Origin of the sequence: Desulfovibrio piger ATCC 29098 (assembly GCF_000156375.1) — a bacterium.
Lineage (GTDB): Bacteria > Desulfobacterota > Desulfovibrionia > Desulfovibrionales > Desulfovibrionaceae > Desulfovibrio > Desulfovibrio piger.
In genome coordinates this window covers 140,137-156,381 of record NZ_DS996359.1, presented here as the reverse complement: position 1 = coordinate 156,381, position 16,245 = coordinate 140,137, and the positions used below count along the sequence as shown (strand labels likewise).

Annotated in this window: 14 protein-coding genes; 6 read left to right on the top strand and 8 right to left on the bottom strand. The window is 65.5% G+C overall.

Translation table 11 applies throughout. From position 1 onward, the window contains the following. Positions 1–154 precede the first annotated feature (154 nt). The 3 genes from DESPIG_RS07345 to DESPIG_RS07335 all read right to left on the bottom strand — a co-directional run bounded on the left by DESPIG_RS07345 (position 155) and on the right by DESPIG_RS07335 (position 4,584). The gene (locus DESPIG_RS07345) at positions 155–415 is read right to left on the bottom strand and encodes a hypothetical protein (RefSeq protein ID WP_006006945.1); all 261 of its coding nucleotides are present in this window, start codon (positions 413–415) and stop codon (positions 155–157) included. Between the two features lie 110 nt (positions 416–525). Then, positions 526–1,971, bottom strand: a complete 1,446-nt coding sequence (locus DESPIG_RS07340; RefSeq protein ID WP_006006943.1) for a sigma-54-dependent transcriptional regulator — start codon at positions 1,969–1,971, stop codon at positions 526–528. Between the two features lie 273 nt (positions 1,972–2,244). Then, positions 2,245–4,584, bottom strand: a complete 2,340-nt coding sequence (locus tag DESPIG_RS07335; protein ID WP_006006941.1) for an ATP-binding protein — start codon at positions 4,582–4,584, stop codon at positions 2,245–2,247. 313 nt (positions 4,585–4,897) lie between these two features. Between DESPIG_RS07335 and DESPIG_RS07330 the strand changes: the two genes are divergently transcribed. From DESPIG_RS07330 to DESPIG_RS07320, 3 genes are all read left to right on the top strand, one after another. Further along, positions 4,898–5,365 carry a NapC/NirT family cytochrome c gene (locus tag DESPIG_RS07330; RefSeq protein ID WP_006006938.1) on the top strand — a complete coding sequence of 156 codons (468 nt, stop codon included), beginning with the start codon at positions 4,898–4,900 and terminating at the stop codon, positions 5,363–5,365. Then, the gene (locus DESPIG_RS07325) at positions 5,358–6,920 is read left to right on the top strand and encodes an ammonia-forming cytochrome c nitrite reductase subunit c552 (RefSeq protein WP_006006936.1); all 1,563 of its coding nucleotides are present in this window, start codon (positions 5,358–5,360) and stop codon (positions 6,918–6,920) included. Before DESPIG_RS07330 ends, DESPIG_RS07325 begins: the two co-directional genes overlap by 8 nt. 442 nt (positions 6,921–7,362) lie before the next feature. Then, entirely contained in the window at positions 7,363–7,845 is a 483-nt protein-coding gene (locus DESPIG_RS07320) for a C40 family peptidase (protein WP_006006930.1), read from the top strand. Between the two features lie 580 nt (positions 7,846–8,425). On the opposite strand, the gene DESPIG_RS07315 is transcribed toward DESPIG_RS07320, so the two are convergent. Both DESPIG_RS07315 and DESPIG_RS07310 read right to left on the bottom strand, forming a co-directional pair. Beyond that, positions 8,426–9,241 carry a DsbA family protein gene (locus tag DESPIG_RS07315; protein WP_006006926.1) on the bottom strand — a complete coding sequence of 272 codons (816 nt, stop codon included), beginning with the start codon at positions 9,239–9,241 and terminating at the stop codon, positions 8,426–8,428. A gap of 9 nt (positions 9,242–9,250) precedes the next feature. After that, the gene (locus DESPIG_RS07310; RefSeq protein WP_006006924.1) at positions 9,251–9,652 is read right to left on the bottom strand and encodes a response regulator; all 402 of its coding nucleotides are present in this window, start codon (positions 9,650–9,652) and stop codon (positions 9,251–9,253) included. A gap of 278 nt (positions 9,653–9,930) precedes the next feature. Between DESPIG_RS07310 and DESPIG_RS07305 the strand changes: the two genes are divergently transcribed. Next, positions 9,931–10,716, top strand: a complete 786-nt coding sequence (locus DESPIG_RS07305) for a ParA family protein (protein ID WP_006006920.1) — start codon at positions 9,931–9,933, stop codon at positions 10,714–10,716. Positions 10,717–10,910: 194 nt separating this feature from the next. Here the strand turns inward: DESPIG_RS07305 and DESPIG_RS07300 are convergent, their stop codons facing one another. Next, complete coding sequence (locus tag DESPIG_RS07300; RefSeq protein WP_006006916.1) at positions 10,911–11,312, bottom strand: hypothetical protein; 402 nt, start codon at positions 11,310–11,312, stop codon at positions 10,911–10,913. 80 nt (positions 11,313–11,392) lie between these two features. Here DESPIG_RS07300 and DESPIG_RS07295 point away from each other — a divergent pair, with 80 nt between their 5' ends. Further along, a complete protein-coding gene (locus DESPIG_RS07295) occupies positions 11,393–12,406 on the top strand; it encodes a ParB/RepB/Spo0J family partition protein (protein WP_006006914.1) in 1,014 nt (337 codons plus the stop codon). A gap of 517 nt (positions 12,407–12,923) precedes the next feature. Here the strand turns inward: DESPIG_RS07295 and DESPIG_RS07290 are convergent. Continuing rightward, positions 12,924–14,441, bottom strand: coding sequence for a transcription antitermination factor NusB (locus DESPIG_RS07290; protein WP_006006910.1), 1,518 nt, complete (start codon positions 14,439–14,441; stop codon positions 12,924–12,926). A 5-nt stretch (positions 14,442–14,446) separates the two neighbouring features. Continuing rightward, the gene (locus DESPIG_RS07285) at positions 14,447–15,292 is read right to left on the bottom strand and encodes a DUF116 domain-containing protein (protein WP_006006908.1); all 846 of its coding nucleotides are present in this window, start codon (positions 15,290–15,292) and stop codon (positions 14,447–14,449) included. A gap of 577 nt (positions 15,293–15,869) precedes the next feature. On the opposite strand from DESPIG_RS07285, the gene DESPIG_RS07280 reads away from it, so the two are divergent. Then, positions 15,870–16,145 carry a metal-sensing transcriptional repressor gene (locus tag DESPIG_RS07280; RefSeq protein ID WP_040369674.1) on the top strand — a complete coding sequence of 92 codons (276 nt, stop codon included), beginning with the start codon at positions 15,870–15,872 and terminating at the stop codon, positions 16,143–16,145. Positions 16,146–16,245: the final 100 nt, after the last annotated feature.

The following is a 16,245-nucleotide window of genomic DNA, read 5'->3' as shown; positions in this document are numbered from 1 at the left end:
ACAATACAAGGGACGTTCCCGGGGACGCACGTCCAGACCCGCACGCCTGACGTGCAGCGGACATGACGGCCAGGCCGTCCTGCGGTAACCGGGAAACAGCGCGGCAACGCCCGCCGTCGGTCAGCACCGGCCCGGCGAGCGTTCCGTGAAAGCGCTATTCGTCGTCGTCCCAGGAAGAAGTATCGTCCACCAGCGTATAGCCGCGGACCTGGATGTAGTTGACCTCGTCCACCTGCTCCAGCAGGCCGGTCACTTCCACCAGGGCGCTCACCTCGTCGGCCAGATCGGCACCGGCGCCACGAGGGATGATGCGATATTCCACATCGTCCTGCACCACAGCCACACTGGCCTGCCGCGCGTCGGCGGCACGGGGCACAGAACAGACATAGCCTTTCACGGTAATGGGATTGCTCATGCCTAGGTAATCCTTTCTCACAAAGCTGGGAAATGTCCCTTCTCCCCTTGTATCCGCTTTCCCGGCCTGCCGCAAGCCTTTGCGCCCTTTTCAGGCAGCACCCTGCGGGCCTAGAAGCCGTATTTTTTCAGCAGTTCGTACCAGTGTCCGCGGGAGACCCCGGCCATGCGTGCCGCCGCCCGGGCATCATCGCCGCACAGCGCCCGTACCTGGGCCACGTAGTGCCGCTCCGCCTCATGCCGCCAGCTGCGCAATGACGGGAAGGACTGCCCCTCCTCCGGCATGGGGGGGAGGACAGGCGCGCTACAGGCCCGGGCCCCGGCATCGGCCAGCGGGAGGCAGGCCTCCCTGCCGCCGGGCCCGTCGCCCGTGCCGCGTCCCTGTCCGGCCCGGCTGCGGGCCACAGCCACACGCAGGCCGGTGGTCAGGTGCGCGGGCAGCAGCAGGGGCGCATGTTCCGCCGCAAGACAGGCCCGCTCCAGCGTGTGGAACAGCTCGCGCACATTGCCCGGCCAGTCGTATTCGTCCAGCATCTCCAGCAACAGGGGGGAAAGCTCCTTCTCCTCCATACCGTTGCGGCGACAGCAGCGGATGACCGCCTGCCGTGCCAGCAGGGGTATCTCGTCCCGGCGCCGGCGCAGGGGCGGGATCACGATGGTCATGCCCTGCAGGCGGTAGAGCAGATCCTTGCGGAAGCGCCCGTCCTCGCTCATGGCTTCCAGATCCTGATTGGTGGCCGCCACCAGGCGAAAATCGCTCTCCACCTCGCGCACCTCGCCCACGGGACGGAAGCGGCGCAATTCCAGCGCCCGCAAAAAAGCCCCCTGTATGCCCTGCGGCAGGTCGCCCACCTCGTCCAGGAAGAGCGTGCCCTGATGCGCCGCCCGCAGCAGGCCCTCGCTGGCCCGCTCCGCACCGGTGAAGGCCCCCCGGGCATGGCCGAACAGATGGCTCTCCACCAGCGTTTCCGGCAACGAGGCGCAGTCCACGGCCACGAAAGGCCGCGAGGCCCGGTGGCTGTTGCGGTACAGGGTGCGGGCGAACAGCTCCTTGCCCACGCCGGTCTCGCCCAGCAGCAGGACATTGACGTCGCTGTGCGCCGCCTGTTCCAGCTGGGCCAGCGCCGCCTGCATGGCCGGGCCGCTCCCCGCCACCTGCCCCGGCTCCAGTTCCAGGCCCCGGCGCGAGCGCCGTCTGTCACGGGCCTCCAGCACATGGCTCAGGGTCTCTTCCACATCGCGCACCCGCACGGGCTTCATGAGGAAATCCCAGACACCGCCGCGCAGGGCCTTTTCCGCCGCATCGCCGTCGCCGTGGCCCGTGATGACCACGATGTCCGGCGCATCGGGCAGGGCCGCCAGCTCCTGCTGCGCATCCAGACCATTGCCGTCGGGCAAAAGCATGTCCAGAAGGATGACGTCCACGCCCGCGGCCGCCAGACGCCGCCCTTCCGCCAGCGTGGCCGCGCACAGGGCCTCGTGCCCCAGACGGCGGCAGGCCACCTCCACCATGGTGCGCATCAGGTTCTCGTCATCCACTACCAGCACACGGGCCATCCTCGCCTCCCTGCCCGGGCCTGTGTCCCGGAGCCTCCCCTGTGGCCATTCCCGGGCACGGCACAGGGGCGCGCCTGCTGCCCGGCATATCGTTCTCTTTTTCCTGCGCTCTCCGGCTGATGGGCCAAATACAAAAGCATTTCTGGCTGCCGTCGGCCTTCCTGCGGCTGGTGCGCGCTCCAGCGCCCCCGGCAAGCGGCAGTACGGCCCGGAGCCTTTCCCTGCCCGTCACGCTTCCCGCACGGGGGAGCGTCCACCGCAAAGACACCGGCATCAGACGTCTCCCCGCCGCAGGACTTCTTCGGCACGCGCCAGGGCCTCGGCACAGGCCGCCGCCAAAGGTGCCAGCTCTTCCGCCTTCTCCGGCGTGCTCGCCGGCGCCTGCCGTGCCGCCTGTTCCAGGGCCGCCGCCCTGAGACGTAGCTCCTCAAAACAGAGCGTGGCCGCGGAATTCTTCAGGGCATGGGCCGCCCGGCGCAGGGCCTCCGCCGTATGGGCCGCCGGGGCCGCGGGATCGGCGGCCAGTTCCCGGGCAGCTTCCAGGCCCGCTTGCAGCCGCGGCAAGTCGTCCCGCAAGGCCGTGACCAAGGTACGCAACAGCTCTTCGTCCTGCTCCGTGGCCGCCAGCGCGGCCGCCCTGTCCCAGATGACGGGAGCGGTCTCCTCCGCGCCACAGGGCACCGGCGGCTCCTGCTGCCCGCCGCCGGAGCTGCCGCGGGGCACATCCCGCAACGCAGCCAGCAACATGGCCGGGGGCACCGGCTTGTCCAGCAGGGCCCGCACTCCCAAGGAGCGGAAGTGCGCCTCCTCATCAGGGGACAGACCGGCGGAATGGACGATCACCGCCTGCTGCCGGGGCGCGGCGCTCCGTCCGGCACGGACGCGCTCCAGCACGGTCAGGCCGTCCATGCGGGGCATGCCGGCATCCAGCAGGATGACGTCCCACGGGGCGGCCAGCATGTCCAGCACCTGTTCCCCGTCAGCGGCCAGCCCCACGGTGCAGCCCTGTTCCCGCAAGCGCACCTCGAGCAGATAACGGCCCGCGGCGTCATCCTCGGCCACCAGCACGCGCAGGCCCTGCAAGGGGCCCGCCGCAGGGGCCGGAGCCTCGGCGTCCTTTTCCGCCGGGCACGGAGTCCCGGACTTCGCCCCGGGGCCGCCGGCCGCCATCGCCAGCCGTACTTCCAGCGTGAACGTGCAACCCTGTCCGGGGCAGGAGCGCACCAGCACGTCTCCGCCCATACGGCGGGCGATGGTGCGCACGATGTTCAGGCCCAGACCGGTGCCCGGCTTGCCGCCGGCGGCACTGCCCCGGTGAAAGCTCTCAAAGACCGCCTTTTCCTCGCCGGGCTCCAGCCCGGGCCCGCTGTCCCGGACGTCCAACCGCAACAGGAAGACACCGGAGGCCAGACGCTCCCCGCCCGCCGTCACGTCTATGCGGCCCTGTTCCGTGAATTTGACGGCATTGCTCACCAGATTGCCCAGGGCCTGCCGCAGGCGGAAGCTGTCCCCGGAGACCTGCCGGGGCAGCTGCGGCGCCAGATGCAGCTGCAGCTCCAGCCCCTTGGCCTCCGCCGCCGGTCTGTACAGGTCGGCACAGGCCCGCAAACAGGCGGGCAGATCGAAGGTCCGGCAGCGCAGGCGCACTTCTCCCTGCTCCAGCGAGGCGTGGTCGGTGATGTCGTCCACCATCTCCAGCAGGGCCCCGCAGGCCCGGCGCAGATAGGACAGGGCCGTATGCCGCTGCTCCGGCCCGCAGTCCCGGCGGTCGAGCAGATCGCTCATGCCCAGCATGGCCGCCAGCGGGGTACGCATGTCGTGGCTGAGGCGCCCCATGAAGGCGCTCTTGAGGCGGCTCTTCTCTTCGGCCTGCAGGCGCCGCAGGGTCAGGTTGCTGGTGATGCCGCCCACGGCCAGCACCCCGGTCAGGGCCAGCAGGCCATAGAGCAGGCCCAGCTCACGCTGCTTCCGCTCCAGATCGTGCACATAGGCGGCGGCATCCATGCTGATGCTGATGCCGCCCAGCATGTCCCCTTCCCTGTGGCTCTGATGACAGCGCAGGCAGCTTTCCTGTGCGGCCAGCGTCCTGAGCAGGCGCAGGCGGCCCTGCGGCAGACAATCCTCCCCGCTGAAGAAGACCTGCCCGCCCTGCGTGGCCGTGGCCAGTATCCGCCGTTCCCAGTCGTCGGCCCGGTTGCCCGGACGCAGGGGATCCTGGCCCACGATGGCCAGACGGAAACCGGGCTCGGTGAGGCGTTCGGCCATCTGGCGGCTCATGTAGGCGGGGTTCATGAGCACCAGCGTCCGCCCGTCGGCGGTCTGCAGGGTCCTGTCCTTTTCCGGCAGCCAGGGATTGGGCTCGCCATAAGCGCTCAGGGGCACATAGACGCCGCCATGGCCCGCGTTCCAGTCACGGGCATCCATGAGTTGATGGGCCGTGGCCGCCAGCCGGGTATGGCAAAGTTCCAGCAGGTGGGCCTGCTCGCCCTGCACGGCATGGCGGTACAGGAAAAAGGTCAGGACCAGCCAGGCGACACTGGCCAGCACGGGCAACAGCCAGCGCCGCCAGTGCCCGGGCCCGCCGGAGGGCGGGACTCGCACGGGGTCGGACATGCTTCCTCCGTCGGCCCGTCCGGACACGCCGGTGTTCCCGGCGGCGAAAACAGGGCCGGAGTTGTCAGATTTTTCGGAAAATCTGTCTTTTTTTTCTGAAAATCACAAGAGCCCCGCCAGGGCCATAACGACGACTCATTCAATAATACACTGATAAGACAAGGAAAAATGTGAATATGCTCACATTCGTCCAGACTGGCACGCCCCTTGCTCTTTTTGGAACAAACGCCGGAGGGGACCGGCGTCATGCTCAGATCGTCACACCTGCCCCTTGGTGCGGGACAGGCGACGATATCAACGAAGGAGGCTCTTTATGGGTACACCCCGCACAGGACCCTGGCTCAAAGTCTTTCTGGGTGGTCTGGCAGCGGGCGCGGCACTGCTGGCCGTGATGGCTTTTGCCATGGTCTCGACGGACCAGCGTCCGTTCTGCGCCAGCTGCCACATCATGCAGGAGGCCGCCGTGACGCACAAGCTGTCCACGCATGCCAAGCTCGCCTGCAACGAATGCCACGCCCCGCACAACCTGCTGGCCAAGCTGCCGTTCAAGGCACAGGAAGGGCTGCGCGACTTCATGGGCAACGTGTCCGGCAAGGACATCCCCCGCCCGCTCAGCGCGCGCACCCGCGACGTGGTCAACGAAAACTGCAAGGCCTGCCACTTTGCCACCAACAGCGAAGTCGCCAGCATGGATGCCAAGCCCTATTGCGTGGACTGCCACCGCAATATGGCCCACATGCGCCACAAGCCCATCAGCACAAGGACGGTTGCTTATGACTAATCGACTCTTCGGCCTCACCCTTGCGGCCGCGGCCCTGCTGGCACTGCCCCTGCTGGGCGGCTGCCAGGACGTGGACACCGAACTGAAGGCCCCGGAATACAAGACCGGCCTGCCCGCGGGCGAGACCCGCATCTCGGCCTACAAGGAGGCCTTCCCGCATCAGTACGCCTCGTACCAGAAAAACAACGAGACGTCCGTCATGACCGAGTACAAGGGTTCGGTGCCGTTCCACAAGAACGACGACGTGAATCCCCTGCCCAAGGGCTACAAGCACGCCCAGCCCTACCTGAAGAACCTCTGGCTGGGCTATCCCTTCATGTACGAATACAACGAGGCCCGCGGCCATACCTATGCCGTCAAGGACTTCGTCAACATCGACCGCATCAACCGCTACGGGGAAAAGGGCGGCCTGCCCGCCACCTGCTGGAACTGCAAGACCCCCAAGATGATGGAATGGGTCGGCAAGTACGGTGACGCCTTCTGGAGCAAGGACGTCAACACCTTCCGCGGCAAGGACGCCATCAGCGAGATGGACGAGACCATCGGCTGCAGCAACTGCCACGATCCGGCCACCATGGAGCTGCGCCCCTACTCCGAACCGCTCAAGGACTGGCTGAAGCGTTCCGGCAAGGACTGGAACAAGCTCTCCCGCAACGAAAAGCGCACCCTGGTCTGCGCCCAGTGCCATGTGGAATACTACTTCACCCACAAGGACAACGGGCCCGCGGGCCGTCCCGTCTTCCCCTGGGACAATGGCTTCGGCCCCGGCGACATGTATGAATACTACAAGAGCCACGGTCCCAAGCAGGCCGACGGCAGCAGCGCGCCCTTCACCGACTGGGTGCATGCGGCCTCCAAGGTGCCCATGATCAAGATGCAGCATCCCGAGTACGAGACCTTCATCGACGGCACCCACGGCGCCGCCGGCGTCTCCTGCGCGGACTGCCACATGCCCTACCAGCGCGTGGACGGCAAGAAGGTCTCCAGCCACTGGATGACCTCGCCCCTCAAGGATCCCGAGCTGCGCGCCTGCCGCCAGTGCCATGCCGACAAGACCGCCGATTACCTGCGCGGCCGCGTGCTCTACACCCAGGAAAAGACCTTCACGCAGCTGCTCAAGGCCCAGGAAGAATCCGTGCGCGCCCACGAGGCCGTGCGCCTGGCCAACGCGGTGCCCGCCGAACAGCGCGCCGCCAACTATGACAGCCTGATGGCCGAGGCCCGCGAGATGGTCCGCAAGGGCCAGCTCTACTGGGACTACGTGTCCGCCGAGAACAGCGTGGGCTTCCATAACCCCGCCAAGGCCCTGGACACCCTCATGAGCTCCATGGAGTTCAGCCACAAGGCCGTGGCCCTGGCCGAACAGGCCACCGGTTACAGCATCAGCCCCGCCCTGGCCGGGGACATCAAGCAGATCGTGCCGCCCATCCTGAACATGAGCCGCAAGCTGCAGCAGGATGCCGATTTCCTGCAGCAGCATCCCTGGACGCGGCTCCTGCCCGTGCTGCCCAAGGCCGAACAGGTGTGGGACGGTCAGGAACTGAGCGCCCGCTAGGGCCTCTCGGTCCGGGAAAGGGACCGGGCCCCTGCCGGTCCCCCTCATCATGAGGAAGACCTCAGCCCGGGGAGGGGATTCCCCTCCCCCTCCCCGGCCTTGCATGCAACGGTCCGGTTCCCGCCCGGCCATGCCGCTATCCTCCACCCTCGGGGCCCCGCACGGGGCCTTTTTTTGCCCCCGCTACAGCCGCACGACGGCCCCGACGGCGTGGAAACTTTGACGCGCGCCCCGTTTCATGCGAAAAGGATGACGGATTTTTGTCTGCTCCTGCAGGCCGTCATGCTGTTCTTTTGAGCCTCATCCACCTGTTTTTACTTGCTATTTATAAAAATTTCCCCAAACGTGCCTTTTTGGCCCGCTATTTGCTTTGCATCTGGAAAACAGTTTTTCCGACGGCATCTCCACGCCGTGACTTTCAAACTTTCAGGCAGAGCGGATCATGAGAACCTATCGCCGTCTTTTGCAGATATTTTTCCTGGCCCTGATCCTGGGCAGCGCATCGGGCTGTGCCATGTTCCAGCCGGATGATCCCGGCTACAACAATCCCCAGCGGGCCCAGAACATCGTACGCACGGCCTCTAGCCAGGAAGGCAAGCAATACCGCATGGGCGGGGCCTCCCCCTCCCGCGGCTTCGACTGCTCGGGCCTCATCTGGTGGGCCTACCGCCAGAACGGCCTCAAGGTCCCGCGCGTGACCGTGGACCAGGCCCGTGCCGGCTATGCCGTGCCCAAGAGCGCGCCCCGGCCCGGCGACATCATGGTCTTCAGGACCAGCAGCGGCCCCCGCGGCCTGCATACCGGCATCTATGCGGGCAACAATACCTTCATCCACAGCCCCAGCCGCGGCAAGACCGTGCGCCGGGAGAACATGGAGCCCTACTGGGGCAACAGACTCATCGCGGTACGCCGCATCGTCATCTGATCCCTTTTGCTGGAAAGTACGAAAAAAAGCGCGGTCATCCGCGCTTTTTTCATGCCTTTTTCCCAGGTGTCCGGCCGGGCAGACCGCTTTTTTCCGCATACCTGTCTTTTTCCTCTTCGGGCATACGGGCTGGCATCTTGCCATCAGGAGTTTTTTGACGTAGCGTTGCAGTGAGATTTCCACTTTTTTATCCCAGCTAATCTTGACGGGCGTTTCGCCACGCCCGGCCTTCACATAAAGGGCAGCCTCCGGGCTGTCCTTTGCCTTGTCCGCCCTCTTGCATCCGCTATCCGCTTCCTCCCGCCCCGGGCATGACGACGGCCCCATAACGGCGGCATCCGTACGCTCGCCCCACCCCCGGCAACGGGGACGGACCGCCTCACATACCCCTTACAAGACCACCCGGCTCTTCGCACAAGATGCGCGGTATCAAGCCCCTGCCCCGGAAAAAACGTCACAGAGTGTTCCAGCCCCCGTTTCCCCGAAGGAAAGGCCCGCCGCACGTCGCCCCCGGCAAAAGGCATAAAAAAAGACCGGCTACGGGGCATCCCGCAACCGGTCTTCGTACACTTACGAAAAACTAGCGCGCCGCTTCCAGAGCGGTGTCCACGGCCGCTTCGAACAGGGGCTCGGACAGGGCGCCCCGCACCATCAGGCCGTTGACCAAAAAGCAGGGCGTGCCGTCGATCTTCAGCTTTTTGGCATCATCCAGATCCTGGGCGATGATCCGGGCCGTCTTGTCACTGGAGGCGTCCTTTTGCAGACGAGCCTTGTCCAGGCCCAGCTTGTCGCAGACCTCGTCCACGAACTTCTGGCCTTCCAGCAGCAGGCGGTCGCGGTCGGCATACATGGCATCATAGAACTTCCAGGCCTTGCTCTCGCTCTGCGCGGCCACAGCCACGAAGTAGCGGGCGGCCAGCATGCCCGGGCCCTGCTCGTCCAGCGGCATGTGCTTGTAGACCAGGCTGACGTTCTTGCCGTATTTCTTCATGATCTCGTCCAGCACATGGGTGGCCTGCTGGCAATAGTGGCAGGTGAAGTCCGAAAAGGCCACGATGCGCACCGGCGCCGCCGCATTGCCCTTGACCGGGCGGCCAGCCAGCGAGATCTGCTTTTGCGGCGTGTTCTTCACTTCCTTGTGCCACTGGGCTTCCAGAGCGGCCTTGCGGCGCGCATTGGCGCCCGCCTGGGCGATGTCCAGCACGTCTTCGCTGTGGGAGCGCAGCACGTCCAGGACGATCTCGGGATGTTCGCGCAGCAGATCCTCCAGCATCTGCTTCAGGTTGGCGTCGGTGACGGTGGCGGCACGGGCGGGAGTCGTGTCCATGACGGGAGCCAGGCCCACCGCCAGCAAAAGGACACCGCCCAGCACCAGAGGACGGAACAGTTTCTTCATGCAAAGATCCTATCGCGCCATGTCGCTTTCCGGCCCTTCCAGCCGGCTCTGCATGGCGGCATCTTCGATTTTGAACAGGAGTTCATCAAAATCGACAGGTTTCATCAGGTAGCCGAAAGCGCCTTCGCTCATGGCCTGCACAGCAAGCTGCATGTCCGCATGGCCGGAAAGCAGGATCACCTGGGCGGTGGGCCACTGCTCCACGATGATTTTCAGGGCGGCGATGCCGTCCATATTGGGCATCTTCACGTCCATGACGACGATGGGGAATGGCTGTTCGCGCATGGCGTCCACGGCCTGCTGGCCGTCCGCCGCCGTGGCACACTGGTAGCCGCGCCGTACAAGACGCTTGGCCAGCAGGGCCGTCACTTCCTTTTCGTCATCCACCAGAAGAATGCGCGTATCAGCCATGGAACCAACTCCTTGTTGCAATGCGGCGCTGATTTTAGCCAGAAACGGAATCCGGGGCAAGACCCCCCGTCCCGGGTGCTGCGGCTGCCATCGGTCAGCGCGATATTGTCGGCCATACCGGCATTTTTTTGTCACGGACGGTTCACGTCTTCCCATTTGCCGGGCTTTTCTTTATTTTGTTCCGCAGATGGCGGCCCCGGCAGAGGGGCCTCACTTTTTTGTTTGTTTCCCGTGAAACAGCCCCCCTGTTTCCCGTGAAACACAGCCCGGAGGACAGCATGGCGCGCATCATTTCCATAGCCAACCAAAAAGGCGGCGTCGGCAAGACGACCACCGCCATCAACCTTTCCGCCGCACTGGCCGTCATGGAAAAGCGCGTGCTGCTGGTGGACTGTGACCCCCAGGCCAACAGCACCAGCGGTATCGGTATCGCCCAGGAAGACCTGCACCACGACCTCTACTCCACCTTCTACACGCCGGAAAACATCCACGAAAGCATCAGCAGCACCCGCACGCCCTTCCTCGACGTGCTGCCCGCCAGCACCAACCTGGTGGCCGTGGAGCTGGAACTGGTGGACAAGATGGCCCGCGAGTTCTACCTGCGCGACTGCCTCGAACCGCTGGGATCGGAGTACGATTACATCATCATCGACTGCCCGCCGTCCCTGGGCCTGCTGACCCTCAACGCCCTCTGCGCCTCGCAGGAACTGCTCATCCCCCTGCAATGCGAGTTTTTCGCCCTAGAAGGCATCGTCAAACTGTTGCAGACCTTCGAGCTGGTCAAAAAACGCCTCAATCCCAAGCTGAACCTGCTGGGCGTGGTGCTGACCATGTATGATGCCCGCAACCGCCTGACCCGCGAAGTGCGCGACGAAGTGCAGCGCTGCTTCCCCGACCACCTTTTCGGGACGGTCATCCCGCGCAATGTGCGCCTTTCCGAAGCGCCCAGCCACGGCAAGTCCATCATCCACTACGACATCAAGTCCAAGGGCGCCGACGCCTACCTCAACCTTGCCAAGGAAGTGGCCCTGCGCGATCCCGCCCGCATGCCGCAGCCGCGCTAAAAAAAGTTCCGTGACGGCCGCCAGCCCTTGATGGCCCCTCCCCCAGCGACCTCTTTCCTTCCCACGGTCAGGAATGCGCGGACGGTCCATCGCCGGGAACAGCGGCCATGCGCGCCGTCATGGCTGTGGCGCGGGCATAAAAAAAGCCGGGCAAAGCCCGGCAAAAACAGCGCCAGCGTACACTGCCGGCAAGACTAGTCAGGATTGTAGGGCGTGCATTCCACGGCCATGTGGTCGCGGAAATGCTTCTGGCGCACCGTGGACTGGCAGCTCTTGCAGCGGAAGACCAGCAGACCGCCCAGATTGGCCGTGGTCAGATGGAAAGGATGCGCGGGGTCGTTGCGCCAGTCGGCGGTGTGGGCGCCGCAATGCGGACAGGTGACCTCGGGGCTGTACGGATAGCGGAAATCCCAGAACTGGAGCAGGCGCTCGAAATCAGCCACGGGCTCGTCGTTCAGGTGTTCCAGGGGGGGCTCCATGGCCTTCAGGGCCTTGACGACGGCCGCCTCGCAATGCGACCACAGGGCGGCAGAAAGCTGCACCCCTTCCAGATTTCCCTGACGATCGGTCAGGTACAGAAGATGCTTGTTGGACATGGTTTCCTCTGGTCAAAAGGTTTGGGGCAATCACTGTCGTAAAAAGTGCCGCCAGCACGGCATGATGTCAAGGAGAGAGCATGAGTAGCAAAGGTCTCGGCCGCGGCCTGGACGCCCTGTTGCGCCGTACGGATATGGGCGCCGCCCGGCAGGAAAAGAACGATACGCCGGAAAAAGAGACGGGCACGGAACACAGCCCCACCCTGCTGCCCCTGTCCCATCTGCATGCCAATCCCAGCCAGCCCCGCCAGACCTTCGACGCCGAATCCCTGGCCGAACTGGCGGCCTCCATCCGTGAGCAGGGCATCATCCAGCCCCTGCTGGTGCGTCCCCTGGCCGACAGGCCCGGACACTACCAGATCGTGGCCGGTGAACGCCGCTGGCGGGCCGCCCGTCAGGCCGGCCTCGGACAGGTGCCCGTGCACGTGCGCGAGATGAGCGATGCCGAGGTCATGGCCGCCGCCCTTATCGAGAACCTGCAGCGCGAAGACCTCAATCCCATGGAAGAGGCCCAGGCCCTGCAACAGCTGCGCGAGACCCTCAAGCTGACGCAGGAGGCCCTGGCCGCCCGCCTTGGCAAAAGCCGCCCGGCCATCGCCAATGCCCTGCGCCTGCTCCAGCTTTCGCCCGCCGCGCAGGGCGATCTCCATCACGGCCGCCTCAGCGCCGGTCATGCCCGCTGCCTGCTGGCCCTGGGCAATGACGACCGCGCCCTGGCCGCCGCCGAAGTGCTGCGCAGCCATATCATCAGCGAGTCCCTGAGCGTGCGTCAGGCCGAAGAGGCCGTGGCCCTCTGGCGCGAAGAACAGCGCCTGCCCTGGACCACCGCCAGCGAAGCCGCCCAGCAGCGGCCCGCCCCCTGCAAGCGCAAAAAGCTGCCCCAGATCGCCGCCCTGCAAAAAAGCCTCTGCGCCGCCCTGCCCTGCAAGGCCCGCGTCAGCGGCGACATGGAAAGCGGCCGCATCACCCTGCGCTACAACAGCCCCCAGGAGCTGGAAGCCCTGCTGAACCGCCTGCACTGCCACATCCCCGAAGACGAGCCCGCCGGGGAAGCCATCGCGGCCCCGGTGGACGCCAAGACTCCCCGTCAGTAGCCGGGAGGCAAAGAAAGATCATGGCGAGAGGGGAAGGGGCGTTTTTTGTAAAAACTGCCCCTTCCCCTCTCGCGCTCTCCCCATCCCTGAAAAAACTTTTCTTCCGGTCCGGGCCAAAAGTCCCCGCCGTTGTCTGAAAGACAGTGATTCCCTCCCTGTCAAAATGGGCAGTAATCCTTCCCACCAGAATGACAAAAAACAACAGGGGGCACGGTGTATCCGGTCAAGATACACCGTGCCCCCTGTTCGTATCTTTCAGGTCAATCACACTGGAGATTCAGGCTCCCCCTGGAGACCGGCAGCCAGGAGATACCCTTAGCGTTACCGGACTCCACCATCCTCCCTGATAAAGCGCGTTGGGAGGGGGATGGGGGAGTTTGAGGGGGAAGGGGGGACCCTTGTGCGTTAGCCAGCGACCGAATGGCGGCCCTTGGGGCCGTGCCCGTTGCGACGAAGGAAGCTACGGGCATCGACAGCAGAGATAGGGTCCCCCCTTCCCCCTCAAGAATCTTCTCCCCTACCCACGCCGCCGCAGGCGGGCGGCGAACATGCCTTCCAGCCAGGGGTGATCGTGGGGCGTCTGCCATTGCACGAGGCGCTCCAGACCGCTGTCTTCCGCCAGCAGCCAGTCCACGGCCTGCTCGTTCTCCAGCGGATGCAGGGTGCAGGTGATGTAGGCCAGCTCGGCGCCGGGCTCCAGCTGCGCAGCCAAAGCCTTGAGGATGGCCCGTTGCAGGTCGGCGTGCTCGGCAAGGGCCGTCCGGGGACGACGGCGCAGATCGGGACGGCGAGCCAGCACGCCCAGCCCGCTGCACGGCACATCGGCGATGATGCCGCCCTGCCAGCGGGAGACGGGCGGCCGGGATGCATCGGCCAGGGCCAGATGCGGCAACGCCAGGCCCAGACGGCTGCAATGGCCCGGCACCTGCCGCAGACGGGAGAAACTGCGGTCCGTGCACAGGCGCACATCTCCCCCCTGCTCCAGCAATTGCACGCTCTTGCCGCCGTAACCGGCGCAGGCATCCCAGACGGGCCAGCCACGCCCCAGCCAGTCTTCCAGCCCCAGCGCGGCCATCACTTCCTGTGAGGCCGCCGCCTGCTGCGAAAGGGCCCCCTGCTCCAGCAGACGGGCCAGCGGCTCGCCCTGCACGGCGTCAGGCGTCTTCCCGGGCGCGAAGGCCACGCCCCAGCGCCCCACGGCCTGCGGCGCGGGACCGTCCGCCGGGGCACAGGCCAGCAAGGCCTGTTTCAGGGCCGCGGCCTGAGGACGCGACGCATTGACGCGCAGCGCCTGCCAGGGACGCGTCCCGGAACGGGCCAGCAGGGCCCGGCAGGCCTCGTCACCGTAGGCCTGCTGCCACAGGGCCACCAGCCAGCGCGACACGGCATGGAAGCGGGCCAGCCGCAGTTCCTCCTCCGGCAAGGCGAGGCCACGCAATTTTTTTGCTGCGGCCGCATCCTCGGCAAAAAAACTCTCTTCATCCGCAGGCCCGGCATAGAAATCCGGTGCCTGGACGGCATCGCCCAGACGCTGCACGGAACGCAGGCTGCCATTGACCACCTTGGCCAGCCCCGGCCCGTAGAGCTGCCGGGCCAGATCCACGGCCGTATGCAGCACGGCATGGGCAGGCAGGCGATCCAGGAACAGCAGGCCATAGGCGGCCACCGCCAGCAGGCGCCGCAACGGCAGGGGCAGCTTGAGCGGCTGCCGCAGCACCTTGCCCAGCACGAAGGCCAGACGGTTCTCCATGCGCAGGGTGCCGTAGGCCAGCTCCGCCGCCAGATGCCGGTCACGCTCGGCCAGACCGCCCTCCTGCCGCCGGGCCGTGTCTTCCAGCACCTGCTGCAGGGCCGCCTGTATGGTGCAGCCCGCGCTGAAGGCGCTGTCCAGCAGGCACAGGGCCCGCAGGGCCAAGGCCGGAGCCGCGGGCGGGAGCTGCCGCAGACGGCGGCTTTCCGTAAAATGACCGTTGCCTTCAGCGGCAAAGGCCTGACCGGCCGTATCCCGGCCTGCTTTCCTTTTTGTTCCTATCATAGGTATCACTTTGAAATAAAATGATTATTTTTAGTGTTATCCTCGGACTGTCCCGTATCCTCAAGCCCGAGGAACAGGCGTACGGCCCCCTCCACGGCCGCAAGGGACACCAGCGTGTCCAGGCAGGGGCCGCAAGGGCGCTGGTTGAGGATGCCGAAGACGGGCAAGGGGTAACTGTCCTGGATACCGGAGGTGAGGTCACGTTCGCAGGCCACGGCGATGATCATGCGGGGCCGCGTCTGGACCACGATGCGCCGGGCGATGGTACCGCCGGTGGCCAGTGCCAGATGGAAACCGTAACGGTCCCGCAGCTGCAACAGGCCGCCCACGGGACATTGCCCGCAACGGCGGCACAGGTCCACATTATGGTTGAGCCGGTGCGGGCAGGCACTGCGCTGGATGCAGTGCGGCAGCAGCAGGAGCAGGCGCTCCGGCCGCACGCGCGGGCGGTCGGCCAGCACCAGCTCATTGTTGACCTTGATGAAGGAATGCCGCACCCGCTTGCGCTCCATGCGCACCACTTTCGCCAGCAGCTCCATGAGCGGGAAGAAGAGCCGGATGGTCACATGGCGCACGCTGCTCACCCCGGGGAGGTAACGCCCCGTGTAGACATGCCAGACCAGCGTGCCGCACATCCAGAGCAGAGCCAGGATGCCTGCCCCGCCCACCAGCATGCACAACAGCGGCAGCCAGGTGAGGGTCTGGCCATAGTCCGACCAGGGCAGGATGAGGAAGAAGGCCAGGGCCAGACAGGCCACGCAACAGGAGGCCAGCATCAGGCCGATGAAGATGCGCTTGCGCCCGCCGCCGTACTGGCTGGCAGGCAGGGAATAGGGAGACTTTCGCAGCATAGGACTCCAGTGAAGGCCAAAAACGGCCACACGGCCGAGATGGCCCACAGATGCCCTGTACGGCATTTTGGGCCATCAGCCATGCCGGGCATCAAAAAAAGAAAAAAAAGCGCTCATATGGCCCGCCATGACAGGGCCCTTCAGGGCACACCAGACAGGCTCACCGTCACGGTCGCAGCGCCCCATCCTACACCAAAGCCCGCCGGGACAACAGATGCCCCTGGGCTCCCCTCCCGGTGACAGCGGAGGTCCGTGCCTGCCGTGATTCGTTTGGGAAGACGCGGGCTTGCCCCCGTTCGCTTCCGGGAGGGCAGCCCTCCGAACGGCGCCCGGCCGTATGCCCCTTCCCTATCCCTGCACACAAAAGGCGTGCGCCATCTCCCTGCCTGGCAGACACGTCGCCGGAAAAAACGCCCTCAGGAACACCTCTGCCCTCCGTGTGACGCAGCCGCCGGCTTCAGGGCGCGGAGAGGAATAGCCGCAGGCGGACAGGAGCCGGAGCATACCCCGGCCCCGTATCTGCCCTCCTCTTGACAGACGGCCCGCAATAATGTCCCCTGCCCTGAAAGGAGGACGTATGAGAAAATGCATGGATGCGGAGAACCTGCACCGCCGGATGAAGAAGCTCATGGGCCAGCTGCAGGCCATCGACCAGATGATCGACAAGGACGTGCCCTGTGAGGACATCCTCATCCAGATCAACGCGGTCAAGGGCGCCCTGCACCGGGTGGGCCAGATCGTGCTGGAAGGCCATTTGCAGCACTGCGTGCGCGACGGCATCGAACACGGGGATGCCGACGCCACCATCGCAGCCTTTGCCAAGGCCGTGGAACATTTTTCCCGTCGCAGCTAGCCGGGCTTGCCCGGTTTTTTTTTGGCCCCTGCTTGACTACCTATACCCCTATAGGTATCTTGAGGCCGATCGAATACTTTTCCACCCGCCTGTCCCCGCG

What these genes read in the sequence shown, in the direction of transcription:
- DESPIG_RS07345 (WP_006006945.1), bottom strand. Translation starts at nt 415, where the DNA reads ATGAGCAATCCCATTACCGTGAAAGGCTATGTCTGTTCTGTGCCCCGT.
- DESPIG_RS07340 (WP_006006943.1), bottom strand. Translation starts at nt 1,971, where the DNA reads ATGGCCCGTGTGCTGGTAGTGGATGACGAGAACCTGATGCGCACCATG.
- DESPIG_RS07335 (WP_006006941.1), bottom strand. Translation starts at nt 4,584, where the DNA reads ATGTCCGACCCCGTGCGAGTCCCGCCCTCCGGCGGGCCCGGGCACTGG.
- DESPIG_RS07330 (WP_006006938.1), top strand. Translation starts at nt 4,898, where the DNA reads ATGGGTACACCCCGCACAGGACCCTGGCTCAAAGTCTTTCTGGGTGGT.
- DESPIG_RS07325 (WP_006006936.1), top strand. Translation starts at nt 5,358, where the DNA reads ATGACTAATCGACTCTTCGGCCTCACCCTTGCGGCCGCGGCCCTGCTG.
- DESPIG_RS07320 (WP_006006930.1), top strand. Translation starts at nt 7,363, where the DNA reads ATGAGAACCTATCGCCGTCTTTTGCAGATATTTTTCCTGGCCCTGATC.
- DESPIG_RS07315 (WP_006006926.1), bottom strand. Translation starts at nt 9,241, where the DNA reads ATGAAGAAACTGTTCCGTCCTCTGGTGCTGGGCGGTGTCCTTTTGCTG.
- DESPIG_RS07310 (WP_006006924.1), bottom strand. Translation starts at nt 9,652, where the DNA reads ATGGCTGATACGCGCATTCTTCTGGTGGATGACGAAAAGGAAGTGACG.
- DESPIG_RS07305 (WP_006006920.1), top strand. Translation starts at nt 9,931, where the DNA reads ATGGCGCGCATCATTTCCATAGCCAACCAAAAAGGCGGCGTCGGCAAG.
- DESPIG_RS07300 (WP_006006916.1), bottom strand. Translation starts at nt 11,312, where the DNA reads ATGTCCAACAAGCATCTTCTGTACCTGACCGATCGTCAGGGAAATCTG.
- DESPIG_RS07295 (WP_006006914.1), top strand. Translation starts at nt 11,393, where the DNA reads ATGAGTAGCAAAGGTCTCGGCCGCGGCCTGGACGCCCTGTTGCGCCGT.
- DESPIG_RS07290 (WP_006006910.1), bottom strand. Translation starts at nt 14,441, where the DNA reads ATGATAGGAACAAAAAGGAAAGCAGGCCGGGATACGGCCGGTCAGGCC.
- DESPIG_RS07285 (WP_006006908.1), bottom strand. Translation starts at nt 15,292, where the DNA reads ATGCTGCGAAAGTCTCCCTATTCCCTGCCTGCCAGCCAGTACGGCGGC.
- DESPIG_RS07280 (WP_040369674.1), top strand. Translation starts at nt 15,870, where the DNA reads ATGAGAAAATGCATGGATGCGGAGAACCTGCACCGCCGGATGAAGAAG.